This is a genomic window from Pseudomonas sp. Pme6b (assembly GCF_058129925.1).
This window is the reverse complement of record NZ_CM176704.1, coordinates 3,208,450-3,223,627: the sequence shown is the minus strand read 5'-3', so window position 1 is coordinate 3,223,627 and position 15,178 is coordinate 3,208,450. Positions and strand designations below refer to the sequence as shown.

Here is a 15,178-nt window from a genome sequence, read left to right as displayed (position 1 = left end):
GATGAACGAACATATCTCCCGGCCTCGCGAATCCGCGTCGCGAGGCCAGTGAATCTCTGCTCTGCTTCATCACTCCTTTGGTTAGATCTTTTAAGCCACCCCGCTTGTGCGAGGTGGCTTTTTTTTGCCTAAAGATCAAACCCGTCCACCACATTGCGGCGCTCGTTCTCGCTGCGCATGTCGTAACTGGCGGTGGTCGAAATATGCGTGTGATGCGCAAGTTTCTGGGCAATCGACAGATCGAACTCTTCGATCACCCTGGTTATGAACGACCGCCGAAAATCGTGGGGCATGATGTTCACCCCCACCTGCCGCCCGCGTTGCTTGGCGATGAAGTAAATGGCATGTTTAGTGATTCTGTCGCGGGTGATGTGACTGCCGCGGCGAATCCGGTTGAACAGGAACGGGTCATCGCCCTGCCCCGGCTGCAGGCACGAGCGGCGCAGTTCCAGCCAGTCGTTCAGCGCCTTGAACGCCCACTCGGGGGCATATTTGATCAACTGCTTGTTGCCTTTGCCCAGCACCCGCAGGCTGCGTTCGGCGAAATCGATCTGTGACAGGTCCAGGTTGACCGACTCGGACTTGCGCATCCCAGAGCCGTACAGAATCGCAATGATTGCGGCGTCGCGACGCCCTTGCGGCCTGGGGTCCGCAGCGCAGGCCTCCATCAATTCACGAATCAGCGTGCGGCGGATATTACGGCCCTTGGCCAGACGCGTACCGCTGACCGGTTTGATCGAGCGAATCTTCAGTAATTGCTCGTGGCTGATCAGGTCGTGCCGCCAGGCTTCGTTCATTACACCGCGAATAGCGTTCACGTACAGCGAGGTGGTATTGGGTGCGTAGTCGTCTTCACGCAGCGTCGCGACCAGTGCGGTCACGTGGCCAGGCTGCAGGGTGTGCCAGGGAATGTCATGAATATCGACGTCAGCCATACCCAGACGATCTGCCGCGTCCTGCAAAACGTAAGTCATGGTCAGGCGGCTTGAGGGTGCCAGGCGGTCGAGATAGAGGCGCAGCGGCTTGTTGACGTCGGGCAGCGAAGGCTGGCTGACAATGCGTGCGTCCTGATCGGTACAAGGGTCTTGCGGCATGTGGAACGACGCCTTTTCTGGTGCAAGCGCGCGAACAGCTGCGGCGCTCTTCATTCATATTCAGGCAGCCGACTTTAGCACGAGGGCCCTGGTGCGACACCTCTGGCGCGGCTCGTTCAGCTCAGCAGCTTCAGCCCACCCGGCAATCATCGGTAACACCCTGCAGCTTGAACGACGCGCTGTCTGAGATAGCCTTGGCCGACTTTTCCGGCCCTCAAGGCAAGCACGTATCTTGATTCCGCCCCTCGTTAGCAAAGCACATGGCCGTCGCGACGCGGCTGCGCATTTCTGGTTGCTGGCCCATCAGGTCAGTCAGCGCAGCGAGGCCGAACGCCTGGCGAACATTCAGGCAGGCCTTGCGCATGGCTGGATCCGCGCGGTACGCGACGCGCTGGCCCTTGGCCCGCGGCAAATGGAGGCGCTGTTCAATGCATCAATTTCAACGCTGGAACGTCGCCAGCGCCAGAAACAGCCATTGGACCCCGTGGCTTCGGAGCGTCTGGACCGCCTCGCAATGATCGCCAGTCACATCCTTCGCGTGCTTGAAACACCCGAGCGCGCCGGTCGCTGGCTGGTGACACCCAACGCAGCAGTTGGCGGTTGCATCCCGTTGCAATTATGCGAAACCGGGCTAGGCACCGCCCGGATGCATCGCGCACTTGAACATGCGCAGTCAGGTGACAAGGGCGAACCCAGCGTTTTTTGACCGACTCAGCGCCCGGTGTCCACCACAACCCGGCCACGGATCTGACCCGCGATCAATTGCGGCGCGATGTCGATCACCTCGCTCAAACCGACTTCACGACTGATCAGCGGCAGCAGCGCCAAATCCAGGTCGCTCGCCAGCCTGGACCAGGCTTCCAGCTGGTCAGCGCGCGGGCGAGTAACGCTATCGATACCAGCCAGAGTGACGCCGCGCAGAATGAACGGTGCAACCGAGCCCGGAAACTCCATACCCTGCGCCAGACCGCAGGCCGCGACTACGCCGCGATAACGAATACCGGCGCACACATTGGCCAGCGTATGACTACCGACAGAGTCGATTGCCGCCGCCCATTGCTCCTTGACCAAAGGTCGCCCCGGCTGCGACAGGGTCGCCCGGTCGACGACCTGCGCTGCGCCGAGTTGATGCAAATATTCGCTTTCCGAAACACGCCCGGTGGAGGCAATCACCCGATAGCCAAGCCTGGCAAGAATAGCGATGGCGAAACTGCCAACTCCCCCATTGGCACCGGTCACCAGCACATCGCCGTGGTCGGGTGTCAAACCGTGCTTCTCAAGGGCCAGCACGCTGAGCATTGCGGTATAGCCCGCCGTGCCAATGGCCATCGCCTGCGCGGGCGTGAAAGCATCCGGCAATGGAATGAGCCATTCGCTCTTGAGCCGCGTCTTCTGTGCCAGACCGCCCCAGTGCCCTTCGCCAACACCCCAGCCATTGAGCAGAACCTTGTCGCCCACCTTGTACTCAGGCGTATCGCTGGCTTGCACCGTACCCGCCAGATCAATACCCGGCACCATCGGAAAACTACGCACAATAGGGCTTTGGCCGGTGATTGCCAGCGCATCCTTATAGTTCAGCGTGCTGTGCGACACGTTTATCGTCACGTCACCTGCAGGCAACTGTGCTTCGTCGATATCGGTCAGATTGACGCGATAACCTGCCTCGTCCTTGTCGATCAAAATGCCCTTGAACATGTGCGCCTCCAATTTAGACTGATCGTCTTTAAATAGCCCTGAAGAAAAAGTCATCGCGGTAAACCACGAAGATAACCGGCAATAAACGTGTTCAGCGGTGTGTCGCTTTTGACCAGCCGGGCGCGGAGCACCGCCCCTTCCCAGCCGATCCAGAAAAACGCGGCCAATTCATCGCAATCGGCACTTCTAGCCAACTCACCATGCGCCTGCGCGGCCCTGAGGCAGCAGGCCAGCTTTGACTGCCAGTCCAGCAGCGTCTGCTCCAGTACGGCACGAAACCCCTCCGGCAACAGACCGACTTCCTGGCCCAGATTACCGACCATGCAACCGCGTCGATAATCATGCCGCGCCATGCCGCTCTTGGCGCTTTGGACAAAGCCCACCAGTCGCTCCAGTGGCGAAAGCGCTTCGTCCAGCAGCCAGTGGTCCAACCGCTGTGCAAAATAGCGGGCGTATTCATCCAGTACCGCCCGGCCGAAGGCTTCCTTGCTGGTGAAGTAGTGATAGAACGAGCCTTTGGGGATGCCGATTTCCTTGAGGATGTAATCCAGCCCGGTGGCCGAGAAGCTTTGCTCGGTGAGCACTTCCAGACCGCGGCGCAACAGTGCCTCGCGGGTTTCGAGGTTATCGCGGTCCACTTTCGGTGGCCGCCCGGGGCGTCTGGTTTTTAAAGGCAATTGAGTCATGCAGGAATACTAGACCGATCGTTTTTTATGTCAACCTCGCCGCGCGGTCTATGTGTTGCGCCGGAAATGCCGTTTGCCATTCACGCTATTCTCGCGCTCAATGCCCTGTGCATGACTGCCCGAATACAAGCCGGAGAAACACATGAGCCAATGGCCGGACACCCGCATTATTGACCTGTTAACTATAGAGCTGCCGGTGCTGCAAGCGCCTATGGCCGGAGCCACCGGATCACAAATGGCCATTGCTGTCGCGAAGGCTGGCGGGCTGGCATCGCTGCCCTGCGCAATGCTGACCCCTGAGCAAATCGAACAGGAAGTCACCACCTTTCGGCAACATACCGGCAATCTGCCCCTGAACCTGAACTTCTTCTGCCATCAGGCTCCGGCCTACGATGCCGAACGCGCCGAGCATTGGAAACAGGCACTTAAACCCTATTACGAAGAGTTGGGGGCCGATTTCGATGCACCGACGCCCGTCTCCAACCGTGCCCCTTTCGACAGCGCCACCTGTGCTCTGGTCGAGCGCCTGAAGCCGGAGGTGGTGAGCTTCCACTTCGGCCTTCCCGAGCGAGCGCTACTGGAACGGGTCAGAGCCACCGGGGCAAAGATCATTTCATCGGCGACCACGGTCGAGGAAGCCGTCTGGCTGGAGCAGCATGGCTGTGATGCGGTAATCGCCATGGGCTACGAAGCCGGTGGTCATCGGGGCCTGTTCCTCAGCGATCAACTGCACACTCAAGTCGGCACTCTGGCGCTGGTGCCGCAAATAGTGGACGCCGTGCGCATTCCGGTCATCGCTGCGGGTGGTATTGCAGATGGTCGCGGGGTTGCGGCGGCGTTTGTACTGGGTGCCTCGGCGGTACAGGTAGGTACGGCGTATCTGTTCTGCCCTGAAGCCAGCGTCAGTGCACTGCATCGCCAGGCGCTGCACACTGCAACGGACAGCCAGACTGCGCTGACCAACCTCTTCACCGGGCGTCCGGCGCGCGGCATCGTCAACCGGATCATGCGCGAAGCTGGCCCCGTCAGCCCACTCGCCCCTGCGTTCCCTCTGGCAGGCGGTGCCTTGATGCCGTTGCGCGCACAAGCGGAAAAACAGGGCAGCAGTGACTTTACCAACCTCTGGGCAGGTCAGGCAGTTGGTATCAAACACCAGTTGGGTGCGACCGAACTGACTCGGCAACTGGCTGAAAACGCGCTGAAAATTCTCTCACCCCGGTAAAACAGTGCTTTCAGAACAACAGGCTATCGCTATATATTTAACTATATAGCGAAACGCCTTTATTTCGACGGCGTGCGTTTTCATCATCAAGGAGCTGTTCCATGCGAACGACCACGCTGCGCGCCATTCTCAAGTTCTCTGCCCTGGCCTTCGCCGTATCAGCTACAGCCAACGTGTTTGCCGACGAGGTGCAGGTCGCCGTCGCAGCCAATTTCACAGCGCCCATTCAGGCGATTGCCACTGACTTTGAGAAGGACACCGGCCACAAGCTTGTTGCTGCGTTTGGCGCTACCGGTCAGTTCTACACACAGATCAAGAATGGTGCCCCTTTCGAGGTGTTCCTGTCGGCCGACGACACCACCCCGGCAAAGCTTGAGCAGGAAGGCGACACCGTCAAGGGCTCGCGTTTCACGTATGCGGTGGGCACCCTGGCGCTGTGGTCGGCCAAGGACGGTTATGTAGACAGCAAGGGCGAAGTGCTCAAGGCCAATCAGTATCAACACTTGTCCATCGCCAACCCAAAAGCTGCCCCTTATGGTCTGGCAGCGACGCAAGTGCTGAGCAAACTGGGTCTGACCGACGCAACCAAAGCCAAGATCGTGGAGGGCCAGAGCATTACTCAGGCCTACCAGTTCGTTTCCACCGGCAATGCGGAACTTGGCTTTGTGGCCCTGTCGCAGATCTACAAGGACGGCAAACTGACCAGCGGGTCGGCCTGGATCGTGCCGGACGCCCTGCATGACCCGATCAAGCAAGACGCCGTCATCCTCAACAAGGGCAAGGACAACGCCGCTGCCAAGGCGCTGGTCGAGTACCTGAAAGGGCCGAAAGCCGCCGCCATCATCAAGTCCTTCGGATACCAGCTGTAAATGCCACTGGGAAGTGCCGACATCGCGGCGATCTGGCTGACACTGAAGCTGGCGTCATTGACCACCGTCATCCTGTTGATCATCGGCACGCCCATCGCGCTGTGGCTGGCGCGCACTGATTCATGGCTCAAGGGGCCGATTGGCGCGGTCGTCGCCCTGCCCCTGGTTTTGCCGCCGACAGTCATCGGCTTTTATCTGCTGCTGTTGCTTGGCCCCAACGGAGCTGTGGGCCAGCTCACCCAGAGCCTGGGACTGGGCACGCTGACTTTCAGCTTTGCCGGACTGGTGATCGGCTCGGTCCTGTACTCGATGCCTTTCGTCGTCCAGCCGCTACAGAACGCATTTGCAGCCATTGGCACCCGTCCGCTGGAGGTGGCAGCCACGTTGAGAGCGGGCCCATGGGACACGTTCTTCCACGTGATTCTGCCGCTGGCAAAGCCTGGCTTTATCACTGGGGCGATTCTGGGATTCGCGCACACGGTCGGCGAGTTCGGCGTGGTGCTGATGATTGGCGGCAACATTCCCGAGAAAACCCGCGTGGTGTCGGTGCAGATTTTCGATCACGTCGAGTCCATGGAGTACCTGCAAGCACACTGGCTGGCCGGAGCGATGCTGGTGTTCTCCTTCCTGGTGCTGTTGGCGCTGTATTCCAGCGGTAAATCCAAATCAGGATGGAGCTGAGTCATGGCCTCACCGATAGAAGTCCGCCTGCACATGACCTACCCGGATTTCACCGTGCGTACCGACCTGACCCTGCCGGGGTCGGGCATCACAGCACTGTTCGGGCCTTCGGGCTCGGGCAAGACCACCTGCCTGCGCTGCATTGCCGGGCTGGAAAAAGCTGGCCAGGGCTTCATTCGTGTTCATGATGAAGTCTGGCAAGACACTGAAAAAGGCGCTTTCCTCGCTCCGCACAAACGGGCGATCGGCTATGTATTTCAGGAAGCCAGCCTGTTCCCGCACCTGTCCGTGCGGGCCAATCTGGAATTCGGCATGAAACGCATCCCGCGTCAGCAGCGCAACATTCAATTGCCGCAGGCCACTGAACTGCTCGGCATCGACCATCTGCTGGAGCGCAGTCCTGACAAGCTGTCCGGTGGGGAGCGTCAGCGCGTGGGCATTGCACGCGCACTGTTGACCAGCCCGCGCCTGATGCTGCTCGATGAACCTCTGGCAGCGCTGGACGCCAGGCGCAAAAGTGAAATCCTGCCGTACCTCGAACGCCTGCATCGAGAGCTGGACATCCCCATGCTGTATGTCAGCCACGCTCAGGATGAGGTTGCACGCCTGGCAGATCATCTGGTGCTGCTTGAAGCCGGCAACGTACTGGCCAGCGGCCCGATTCGCGAAACACTGGCGCGGCTGGACCTGCCACTGGCCATGGGCGGCGATGCGGGCGTGGTCATTGAAGGCACGGTCAGCGCCTATGATCGTCATTACCAGTTACTGAGCGTGACGCTGCCCGACAGCACATTGTGCATGCGCGTCGCACACGCCGAAATGCAGATCGGCACCCTTCTGCGCGTCAAGGTTCAGGCCCGGGATGTCAGCCTGAACCTGCAACCCGACGATCAAAGCAGCATTCTCAACCGCTTGCCGGTCACGGTGATGGAGGAAGCGCTGGCTGACAACTCGGCACATGTGCTGGTGAAACTGGACGCCGGGGGCACGCCTTTGCTCGCGCGCATCACGCGCTACTCCAGTGACCAGTTGAACCTGCACAGAGGCCAGTCGCTCTGGGCGCAGATCAAGGCGGTTGCCGTACTGGCCTGATGCCCTGAAAACCGGTCAGTCAGCAAATAAACGGCACCACGGTAAAAGACCGAGGTCAGTGTTTTTAACTGCCTTTGGAAATTAGCCATGCCTGACTCGACTGCCATCAGCCAGCCCGCCAGTGACCTGCATTATGTAGACGACACTCAGCCGGGCCTTACGCGCAAGGTACTGCGCGGCAAATTCGCCTACTTCAACATTGAGGGTAAACGCATCAAGGACGAGTCGGAGATCAAGCGCATCAACGCGCTGGCAGTCCCGCCCGCCTACACCGATGTGTGGATCTGTGCCGACCCGATGGGCCACCTGCAGGCTACCGGACGTGACGCACGCGGCCGCAAACAATACCGCTACCACCCGCGCTGGCGCGAGATACGCGATCAGGACAAATACTCGCGCCTGATAGAGTTCGGTCATGCGCTGCCCAAGGTTCGCAAGCAGATAGAAGCACAACTCGCGCAGCCGGGCATGGGCCGGGAAAAGGTCATGGCGACGGTCATTTCATTGCTGGATGCGACGCTGATCCGCATCGGCAACAGCCAGTACGCCAAGGAAAACCGCTCATACGGCCTGACCACGCTGCGCAACAAGCATGTCGAGGTAAAGGGCGGCCAGATCCTCTTTGAGTTCCGGGGTAAAAGCGGCGTTGAACACAAGGTCAGCGTCAAAGACCGGCGCTTGGCCAATGTGATCAAGCGTTGCATGGAATTGCCGGGACAAAACCTCTTTCAGTACCTGGACGAAGATGGCGTGCGCCATGCGGTGACGTCATCCGATATCAACGCCTACCTGCAAAGCCTTACCGGCTCGGATTTCACCGCCAAGGATTACCGGACCTGGGCAGCGAGTGCGCTGGCGCTCGCGACGTTGCAGAAACTGCATTGGGAGCCGGAGGCCGACGCCAAGCGGCACATCGTCGATATGGTCAAGGCGGTCTCGAAACAACTGGGAAACACCCCTGCCATCTGCCGAAAATGCTACATCCACCCCGCAGTACTGGAAGGCTTCCTGCTCGGCAACCTGGCCAAACTCCCCCGCTCCCGGCAACGCAAAGGCCTGCGCCTGGAGGAAGTCGCCCTGGCGAGCTACCTGCGAATACTGGCTGACAAGGTCGAGGCTGTAGTGAACGATGCGGTGGTGAAAGAGAGCAAAGCCTGAGCCGTCTGAACGCTGCAAGTCAGCCTTTGCTCCAATAAAATTTCGTAGCCTCATGATTTACCAAGCATTTCCGGCAGGCAAAAAAGCGGCATTCCGAGTCATTTGTGACGCTTTCAAGCTTGCTTCATGGGGGCCGGGTGTATATATTCCCTGCTCTTGGCGCTACCGCCCCGATGGCGAAATTGGTAGACGCAAGGGACTTAAAATCCCTCGTCCTTTGGACGTGCCGGTTCGACCCCGGCTCGGGGCACCACATATATGAAGGGCTTACTGGGCATTTTGCTGGGTAGGCCCTTTTTGTTTTGTTCCGCAAAAACAGTCGTGGTCCGCAATTCTTGTTTCAATCCTCCGGCGGCCTTCAGCCCACCGACCACACCTCCAGATCTGAAGCACTCGACCGCTGAATGCTGTCACAGCGATTGGGGGTCGCTCTGCGCACGTCAAATACGCCAAAGAAAGCTCCATCGACCTTGACCCCGAACAGAAGACAGCGATGAAGAAGGATCAACCACGCAGTAGCCTTAATGAAAGCGGCGCAGAACATTATTTGTCCAGTTGAACACGGCAGTTTACAAGCGAGACAGATCGACGTTCATTTCAAACTGCTTGATGACATCAATCATTGCCCGGCTGCTTCTATCGATCGAGCCGTCCTGTGTCCAAAGAAACGGAAAGAACGAGAAGCATTGGTCTGAGCCAAGCGTTCTCAAGTCGTTACGCCAGCCTTCCCATCGCAATCCGTCGTAAAAAATAGCAATTCGGTCACTCAAAGCCCAGCTTAGAAAGTCCGTATAGCCAATTTCCAACTGTTCCCACTTCAACGTATCTGGCGCCCAGTAATACATCTCTCCAACATCATCGCCCAAGCCACCGCCATTGATAGCAAAGAACCCGCCGACGACATCGTCGGCAACAAGCAAGCAACCGTCTGCGCGACCTTCGTTCCAGTCAGCGAGATTTCGAGGCAATAGTGGATGGCCGGAACCCAAGACACGAAGCCAGCCGTGATCGATCAATAGCCCGCCCGTGTGGTAAGCAATGGTGCCCAGCGTTGATCTGGTTGTCACCTGAAGACGGGTGAGAACTCTCGAACTTTCGGCGGACGAAGGCAGCAATTGATGATTCACAGATGCGTCTGCCAGCATTTTCTCAACTAGAGGTAATGCAGGTTCCCGATGGTCTACAAGGTCTTTCAATTCTTTCATTGCTGATCCATGAGAACAGTAAACGTGGTATTTATGATGACTGTGTTCAGTCACTGATAGTGAGCCGGGGCCTGCGGGAAAACTGGTACACATCCAAGGTGCTGAATTCCAAATAGACAGAGTAACCATCGCCGTTACAAGTCGCACCCCTCCCGCTACGCAAGGAGCGACCATGCCACAATACACCTCGCCCGGCCCAGTCCAAATAGGCCCAGCTATCAGCACCCGGCTTAGGGTCCAACGCCTGACAGTGGTTGACACATCCACAGTTACTGCAAAGTAGGGTCCTCAACGTTTTTTCACCCCCCGACGTAATTGCCCTGAGCAATGTCACTCCTTCGAGCTTGAATGATTGACCGGTGCCAGTATTAACAGCGGATCAGAAAGCATATGGGGTTAGCGCATGGCAGACTTCCAGGCGGCGCTGAAGCCTCTTACGAAGGAACGAGCTCTTTTAGCGGTAAAGATGAGTCCCTACCAAAAGCAAACCTGACCTACTGAACACTCGGCTTCTTAACAAGCATCCTCACCAGCCCACCAGACTGGTAAGCGCGAGCAGCGGCCTCTTTACGAATCAGGCGTTCCGATTCAGTTGTTCATTCAGCATGGAGACGATGCCGATATGGCTCACAGCAGATGCACGGCAGATTCATGTACCTCTCACGAATGACGGCGTTGAATCCGGTTTGAGCATCTCTTATGAAGTCCGCCCCGCTCTTCAGCTTCTGCTTGAAGATTTTGAGATCTCGTGGCTCTAGGTCGGCAATTGCGTTTCGCGCCGTGTCTCTGTTCGCCGGCACGATCGCAAGCATGCAACCCGGGCCGCCGCCCCCCCACTGATGACGACGTTACAAATGCGAGGCACACGCTGGACTCATGCTCTTCCTCTTGGAAATGTTCAGGTTTGAAAGCATCATCTCCAGCCCCCTACTCAGTTGCCAGGCGCGGTCGTACAGATCCCGGATCTACTGCCTACTTTTCCCTGAATACTCTTGTGCAGATTCGATCGACAACAAATGCCATAGCGATCATCCAGCCGACGAAAAATACTGTCCGTGTGCCGTGATCTATTCCAGGTATCTCAAACCCAAGCCACGCACCTGCAAACATCAGAGGCACAAACAAAACAAGGGCAAGCAATCGTTCTAAAAGCCTGTTCACACTTGAAACTCCACATAAAAAGCGTGAGTCAGTTTAAGCCTTTTCATGTTGCCAGAGCCCAAGGCGCTGACTTCTCGCCCTCGGAAATATGCAAGGCTGCCCTTTCAGTTGAAATGGGTCGTAAAACCAGAACCATGAAGACGGTTCAGCAAAATCCACCTGAGATAGCCTATCGACGGGACGATGGCGACCGTTTCAGGTATCGCTGCAAACTGGAGAGTGAGCGAGTCATTTGGAGAACATCCCTTTAGGGAATCTCCGAACAAGTCCCGGTTATGCGAAAATCGCCTGACCACCTGATCCGAGCCTCCCATGAGCCAGATGAGCTTTTCCGATTTCGAATATGCCAGCAAGCGCAAGCAGACACGCCGCGAACGCTTCCTCGCCGAGATGGATCAGGTCGTCCCCTGGACAGGTCTGCTGGGCCTGATCGAACCGTTCTACCCCAAGGCCGGCGGTGGCAGAAAACCTTATCCGCTGGAAACCATGCTGCGCATTCACCTGCTGCAGAACTGGTTCTCCCTGAGTGATCCGGCCATGGAAGAAGCGCTCTACGAAATCACCCCCATGCGCCAGTTTGCACGCCTGACGTTGAGTGCGCCGATACCGGAAGACACCACGATCATGAACTTCCGGCACCTGCTGGAGAAACATCAACTGGCTCCTGCAATCCTCGCGGTCATCAACGGTTATTTGCAGGAAAAAGGCCTGTCGCTGCGCCAGGGCACCATCGTCGATGCCACCATTATTCATGCCCCAAGCTCGACCAAGAACAAAGACGGCGAGCGTGATCCCGAGATGCATCAGACAAAGAAGGGTAACCAGTATTTCTTCGGTATGAAGGCCCACATCGGCGCTGACGTTGAGTCTGGACTGGTTCATCACGTCCATGGCACTGCGGCCAATGTGGCCGATGTCACTCAAGTCGCCGAACTGCTCCACGGGGAAGAAAACGCGGTCTATGCGGACGCTGGCTACACCGGTGTCGAGAAGCGTGAAGAGCACGAAAATCGTAACGTGATCTGGCAAATCGCGGCGCGGCGCAGCACGTATTCCAAGCTGAACAAACGCAGCCTGTTGTACAAAGCCAAGCGCAAGATCGAGTACTGCAAAGCGCAGACACGCGCCAAGGTCGAGCATCCGTTTCGGGTCATCAAGCGCCAGTTTGGTTACGTGAAAGTACGCTTTCGTGGGCTGATGAAAAACACGGCCCAACTGACCACGCTGTTCGCCCTGTCGAACCTGTGGATGGCTCGAAAGCGACTAATGGGTTTGGGTGAGTTGCGCGCTTAACACGGAAAACCGAGCGAAAAACGCGCTCGACTCACACTGCATCAGACCGTTTTCAGAAAAATAGCGCTATGTGCCTGGCAAATTACGGCTTGCCACCGCTGCGCGGCAAGTTGATCGGAGCATCCTTAGCGCGCTGGTCAACTAAACGTCGGAAAATCCTGATGTAAATTCCGAAATCTGATTAGGATCCAGATTGCCTGTCTGGTCGTACGATAACGGTTAATACATGACAATTAATTGTAAGTTTGCACGGAATTAAATTGCAAGGTGGCTGTCGGTCAGCTATTCACCTGAATAATGGCTGAACAACAACTTGATGACGTCTGTGTGTGACTCATGCAGAACGCTGGAAAGGAGATTTATTCATGTCAGAACCGCGCATTCGTGCCCTCGCTCTTTGCGTTTTTCACCACCAGGGAAAAATACTGGTCAACGAATTCCACGACGTCGTTGGAAAGCAAACGCTTTTTCGCCCTCTTGGCGGAGGCATAGAATTTGGCGAACGGAGTATCGATGCCGTGGTCCGGGAAGTGTATGAAGAACTGGGCTTTTCGATCAGCAACGTTCGGTTGATTGGCACGTTGGAGAGCATTTTTACCTACGCGGGCAAGCCAGGGCACGAGATCGTGCAGGTCTACGATGCAAGATTTGACGACGCAGAAATCTATAAGAAGCCCTGGCTGGATGGCCTTGAAAGCGACGGGGCAACTTTCAAGGCCGCGTGGCATTCTGGTTCCAGTTTTACCCGCGAATCTACGCTTGTACCTGAAGGGCTGTTTGATCTACTCAAGAATGCGTCTCTGCTGGATTAATGTGCTAACCGGCAGCAGGTGCTTCATCCCTGTCCAGTCGTCGCAAAAACTCCTCCCGTTTGTCATGGTCCGCTTGTTCCTTGGCCAGCAACCCAGGCAACAACTCACTCGCCTGCTGCGCACTCAGAATGAACACTCCGTCGTCATCGCCAATGGCAATGTCTCCCGGATTAACAACAACCCCACCGATATTAATCTGCCCATTGAGTTCGCCACATTCCCCCAGGCTTCGCGTGGTCACAGCACTGATACCTCGGCTGAATACCGGCAGACGATGTTCGCGTAAGGCGGCGACGTCGGTAACCGCGCCTGATATGACTACGCCGGCCAGGCCTTTGATGAGCGCGGCCAGGGTGCGCAGCTCGCCCCAGCAGGCGCAATGATCGTCGCCGACGCACTCAATGACCAGCACGTCGCCAGGCAGGCTGTTAAGCAATGCATCGCGCAGGATGCTGCCGTCGGGTAGCTGTACTTTGACTGTAACCACGTTGCCGACCAGTCGCGCGCCGTCGAACAGCGGTCTGATCCCTGGCAGATAACCACTGTCAGTCAGGTGGCCGATGGTGGAGGCGGCAATGCCCCGGTATTGCTCTATCACGGCGTCACTGAGTTGTTGCTGACGGTGTGCAATGTGCTTGTTCATCGACATTTTTTTGGCCTCAATAACGGGCAGGTCGAGCAATACTCGACGGGGTTGCTGGCGTCGTAATAGAAGCAACAGGTGCGTCGAAAACGGATGCTTTTGCCCTCTGCTTCCAGCAAAACCGGTGGGCGGCGGAAGTGTTTCAGCGGGTTGTAGTTCAGGCCGAACAGTGCCGGCTCGGCCTGATTCAGCAGCCAGTCGAAATCTGCTTCATAGCGCTGTCGAATCGCCGGGTCTTCAACCTTTTCCATACGTTTGTCGTACAGCGAATAGACACGTACGGCGGTGTTTTCCCAAAGGATGCGCCGGGAAATGCCAGTGATACGGTTGAAGGTCTCCCACAGAGGCTGCAACAGGTCGCGGAACAAGGTGCCGACAATCACCTCCCGCCACGCCTCGCGAGTGCCCGGCTCATAACCCGCAGGTGTTACGTCGTCCAAGGGCATTGAAGAGGTCCACAGGCCCTCCTCGTGTGCGTATTCAATCACGCTATTGTCCAGCGACAGGATCAAGCCCTTGTCGTAGACCGACATGGCGTAAAGGCAGGCACCGGTGCTCAGGAAAGAAAAGCGCTTGGCCAGCAGCGACGCGGTGATCGCCTGCGTCGGAGAGCCGATGACCGGCCCCAATGCTGCAAGCAATTGTTCGCACACCTCGTCGTCCAGCAATGCACGGGCTGGCAACGAGCGGGTATCGCGGTCAACTGCGTGTTTGAGGCGCAGCGCCCCGGACAGCAGCGCCCATTCAGGCTCGCTGAAAGCCTGTGCCAGGCTCATTGCGGCAGTTCCCGGCCAAAGGGAATGCACAGCGGCGTACCAAAGAACGGGTCGGCGATGATCCGGCAATTAAGGCCGAAGACCTGCTTGACCAGTGCTTCACTGAGGATGTCGGCCGGACGTCCCTGGGCAAAGGCGGTGCGCTCGTGGACGGCGACCATGTGATCGGCATAACGGCAAGCCAGGTTCAGATCATGCAGGACCATGACGATGGTCTTGCCTTCCTGGCGATTGAGGTCGCGTAACAAGTCCAGCACTTCGATCTGATGAGCCAGGTCGAGAAAGGTCGTCGGCTCATCCAGCAATACGATGTCGGTATCCTGGGCCAGCGTCATGGCGATCCACGCGCGCTGACGCTGGCCGCCTGACAGCGCATCAACGGGCCGCTCGGCCAGTTCCTGCATACCGGTCTGCGCCAGCGCCCGTTCGACCATGGCTTCATCCTGAACGGACCACTGCTGCATCCAGTTCTGATAGGGATAACGGCCCAGTGCCACCAGCTGACGTACGCTGATGCCTTCCGGGGCGCTTGGCATTTGCGGCAGAATCGCCAGTTCGCGCGCGACCGTAGCAGTGGATTTCTGGTGGATATCGCCACCGTTGAGCACCACAGTGCCCTGCTGCGGCTTGAGCAGACGCGCCAGGGATTTGAGCAAGGTGCTTTTGCCGCAACCGTTACTGCCGATCAGAACGGTCACCTCGCCCGCGGGCAACTGCAGATCAAGGCTGTCGATGATCACCTGCCGCTGGTAACTCAGGGTCAGGTCGTGGGTTGCGATTGACGCCATCCG

17 protein-coding genes and 1 tRNA gene are annotated in these 15,178 nt (G+C 57.6%); 9 read left to right on the top strand and 9 right to left on the bottom strand.

From position 1 onward, the window contains the following. Window positions 1-128: 128 nt before the first annotated feature. The gene (locus AC4ANE_RS14560; protein WP_031596904.1) at window positions 129-1,094 is read right to left on the bottom strand and encodes a site-specific integrase; all 966 of its coding nucleotides are present in this window, start codon (window positions 1,092-1,094) and stop codon (window positions 129-131) included. 232 nt (window positions 1,095-1,326) lie between these two features. Here AC4ANE_RS14560 and AC4ANE_RS14555 point away from each other — a divergent pair, with 232 nt between their 5' ends. Continuing rightward, on the top strand, window positions 1,327-1,800 hold the full coding sequence (locus AC4ANE_RS14555; RefSeq protein WP_002553430.1) for an antitoxin Xre-like helix-turn-helix domain-containing protein: 474 nt from the start codon (window positions 1,327-1,329) through the stop codon (window positions 1,798-1,800). 5 nt (window positions 1,801-1,805) lie between these two features. Here the strand turns inward: AC4ANE_RS14555 and acuI are convergent, their stop codons facing one another. Beyond that, window positions 1,806-2,789, bottom strand: coding sequence for an acrylyl-CoA reductase (NADPH) (gene acuI / locus AC4ANE_RS14550; protein WP_002553429.1), 984 nt, complete (start codon window positions 2,787-2,789; stop codon window positions 1,806-1,808). A 50-nt stretch (window positions 2,790-2,839) separates the two neighbouring features. Beyond that, window positions 2,840-3,475, bottom strand: coding sequence for an acrylate utilization transcriptional regulator AcuR (gene acuR, locus AC4ANE_RS14545; protein ID WP_032074467.1), 636 nt, complete (start codon window positions 3,473-3,475; stop codon window positions 2,840-2,842). A 142-nt stretch (window positions 3,476-3,617) separates the two neighbouring features. On the opposite strand from acuR, the gene AC4ANE_RS14540 reads away from it, so the two are divergent. The 6 genes from AC4ANE_RS14540 (at window position 3,618) to AC4ANE_RS14515 (ending at window position 8,750) form a co-directional block, all read left to right on the top strand. Next, window positions 3,618-4,697, top strand: coding sequence for an NAD(P)H-dependent flavin oxidoreductase (locus AC4ANE_RS14540; RefSeq protein ID WP_002553427.1), 1,080 nt, complete (start codon window positions 3,618-3,620; stop codon window positions 4,695-4,697). Window positions 4,698-4,798: 101 nt separating this feature from the next. Next, complete coding sequence (gene modA / locus AC4ANE_RS14535; RefSeq protein ID WP_002553426.1) at window positions 4,799-5,566, top strand: molybdate ABC transporter substrate-binding protein; 768 nt, start codon at window positions 4,799-4,801, stop codon at window positions 5,564-5,566. After that, on the top strand, window positions 5,567-6,247 hold the full coding sequence (gene modB / locus AC4ANE_RS14530) for a molybdate ABC transporter permease subunit (protein WP_002553425.1): 681 nt from the start codon (window positions 5,567-5,569) through the stop codon (window positions 6,245-6,247). A 3-nt stretch (window positions 6,248-6,250) separates the two neighbouring features. After that, window positions 6,251-7,339, top strand: coding sequence for a molybdenum ABC transporter ATP-binding protein (modC, locus tag AC4ANE_RS14525; protein WP_002553424.1), 1,089 nt, complete (start codon window positions 6,251-6,253; stop codon window positions 7,337-7,339). Between the two features lie 87 nt (window positions 7,340-7,426). Continuing rightward, window positions 7,427-8,497, top strand: coding sequence for a DNA topoisomerase IB (locus AC4ANE_RS14520; protein ID WP_002553423.1), 1,071 nt, complete (start codon window positions 7,427-7,429; stop codon window positions 8,495-8,497). Between the two features lie 167 nt (window positions 8,498-8,664). Next, window positions 8,665-8,750: transfer RNA gene (locus AC4ANE_RS14515), tRNA-Leu, on the top strand. Between the two features lie 316 nt (window positions 8,751-9,066). On the opposite strand, the gene AC4ANE_RS14510 is transcribed toward AC4ANE_RS14515, so the two are convergent. From AC4ANE_RS14510 to AC4ANE_RS14500, 3 genes are all read right to left on the bottom strand, one after another. Continuing rightward, complete coding sequence (locus AC4ANE_RS14510) at window positions 9,067-9,702, bottom strand: DUF2625 domain-containing protein (RefSeq protein WP_044424107.1); 636 nt, start codon at window positions 9,700-9,702, stop codon at window positions 9,067-9,069. Window positions 9,703-10,298: 596 nt separating this feature from the next. Continuing rightward, window positions 10,299-10,514, bottom strand: coding sequence for a recombination protein NinG (locus tag AC4ANE_RS14505; protein WP_031599121.1), 216 nt, complete (start codon window positions 10,512-10,514; stop codon window positions 10,299-10,301). A gap of 160 nt (window positions 10,515-10,674) precedes the next feature. After that, window positions 10,675-10,863: a hypothetical protein gene (locus AC4ANE_RS14500; protein ID WP_080394808.1), complete on the bottom strand. Its 189-nt coding sequence runs from the start codon at window positions 10,861-10,863 to the stop codon at window positions 10,675-10,677. Between the two features lie 312 nt (window positions 10,864-11,175). Between AC4ANE_RS14500 and AC4ANE_RS14495 the strand changes: the two genes are divergently transcribed. After that, window positions 11,176-12,156 (top strand): IS5 family transposase, encoded by a 981-nt coding sequence (locus AC4ANE_RS14495; protein ID WP_044424202.1) that lies wholly within the window; start codon window positions 11,176-11,178, stop codon window positions 12,154-12,156. Between the two features lie 365 nt (window positions 12,157-12,521). Further along, window positions 12,522-12,968 (top strand): NUDIX hydrolase, encoded by a 447-nt coding sequence (locus AC4ANE_RS14490; RefSeq protein WP_002553759.1) that lies wholly within the window; start codon window positions 12,522-12,524, stop codon window positions 12,966-12,968. Between the two features lie 4 nt (window positions 12,969-12,972). On the opposite strand, the gene AC4ANE_RS14485 is transcribed toward AC4ANE_RS14490, so the two are convergent. From AC4ANE_RS14485 to AC4ANE_RS14475, 3 genes are read right to left on the bottom strand one after another with little or no spacing between them, the layout of a single operon-like run. After that, entirely contained in the window at window positions 12,973-13,611 is a 639-nt protein-coding gene (locus tag AC4ANE_RS14485; RefSeq protein WP_002553758.1) for an RraA family protein, read from the bottom strand. Then, entirely contained in the window at window positions 13,608-14,387 is a 780-nt protein-coding gene (locus tag AC4ANE_RS14480) for an IucA/IucC family C-terminal-domain containing protein (protein ID WP_002553757.1), read from the bottom strand. The genes AC4ANE_RS14485 and AC4ANE_RS14480 overlap by 4 nt, the downstream gene beginning before the upstream one ends. After that, entirely contained in the window at window positions 14,384-15,175 is a 792-nt protein-coding gene (locus AC4ANE_RS14475) for an ABC transporter ATP-binding protein (protein ID WP_002553756.1), read from the bottom strand. Before AC4ANE_RS14475 ends, AC4ANE_RS14480 begins: the two co-directional genes overlap by 4 nt. Window positions 15,176-15,178: the final 3 nt, after the last annotated feature.

What these genes read in the sequence shown, in the direction of transcription:
- AC4ANE_RS14560 (WP_031596904.1), bottom strand. Translation starts at nt 1,094, where the DNA reads ATGCCGCAAGACCCTTGTACCGATCAGGACGCACGCATTGTCAGCCAG.
- acuI (WP_002553429.1), bottom strand. Translation starts at nt 2,789, where the DNA reads ATGTTCAAGGGCATTTTGATCGACAAGGACGAGGCAGGTTATCGCGTC.
- acuR (WP_032074467.1), bottom strand. Translation starts at nt 3,475, where the DNA reads ATGACTCAATTGCCTTTAAAAACCAGACGCCCCGGGCGGCCACCGAAA.
- AC4ANE_RS14540 (WP_002553427.1), top strand. Translation starts at nt 3,618, where the DNA reads ATGAGCCAATGGCCGGACACCCGCATTATTGACCTGTTAACTATAGAG.
- modA (WP_002553426.1), top strand. Translation starts at nt 4,799, where the DNA reads ATGCGAACGACCACGCTGCGCGCCATTCTCAAGTTCTCTGCCCTGGCC.
- modB (WP_002553425.1), top strand. Translation starts at nt 5,567, where the DNA reads ATGCCACTGGGAAGTGCCGACATCGCGGCGATCTGGCTGACACTGAAG.
- modC (WP_002553424.1), top strand. Translation starts at nt 6,251, where the DNA reads ATGGCCTCACCGATAGAAGTCCGCCTGCACATGACCTACCCGGATTTC.
- AC4ANE_RS14520 (WP_002553423.1), top strand. Translation starts at nt 7,427, where the DNA reads ATGCCTGACTCGACTGCCATCAGCCAGCCCGCCAGTGACCTGCATTAT.
- AC4ANE_RS14510 (WP_044424107.1), bottom strand. Translation starts at nt 9,702, where the DNA reads ATGAAAGAATTGAAAGACCTTGTAGACCATCGGGAACCTGCATTACCT.
- AC4ANE_RS14505 (WP_031599121.1), bottom strand. Translation starts at nt 10,514, where the DNA reads ATGCTTGCGATCGTGCCGGCGAACAGAGACACGGCGCGAAACGCAATT.
- AC4ANE_RS14495 (WP_044424202.1), top strand. Translation starts at nt 11,176, where the DNA reads ATGAGCCAGATGAGCTTTTCCGATTTCGAATATGCCAGCAAGCGCAAG.
- AC4ANE_RS14490 (WP_002553759.1), top strand. Translation starts at nt 12,522, where the DNA reads ATGTCAGAACCGCGCATTCGTGCCCTCGCTCTTTGCGTTTTTCACCAC.
- AC4ANE_RS14485 (WP_002553758.1), bottom strand. Translation starts at nt 13,611, where the DNA reads ATGAACAAGCACATTGCACACCGTCAGCAACAACTCAGTGACGCCGTG.
- AC4ANE_RS14480 (WP_002553757.1), bottom strand. Translation starts at nt 14,387, where the DNA reads ATGAGCCTGGCACAGGCTTTCAGCGAGCCTGAATGGGCGCTGCTGTCC.
- AC4ANE_RS14475 (WP_002553756.1), bottom strand. Translation starts at nt 15,175, where the DNA reads ATGGCGTCAATCGCAACCCACGACCTGACCCTGAGTTACCAGCGGCAG.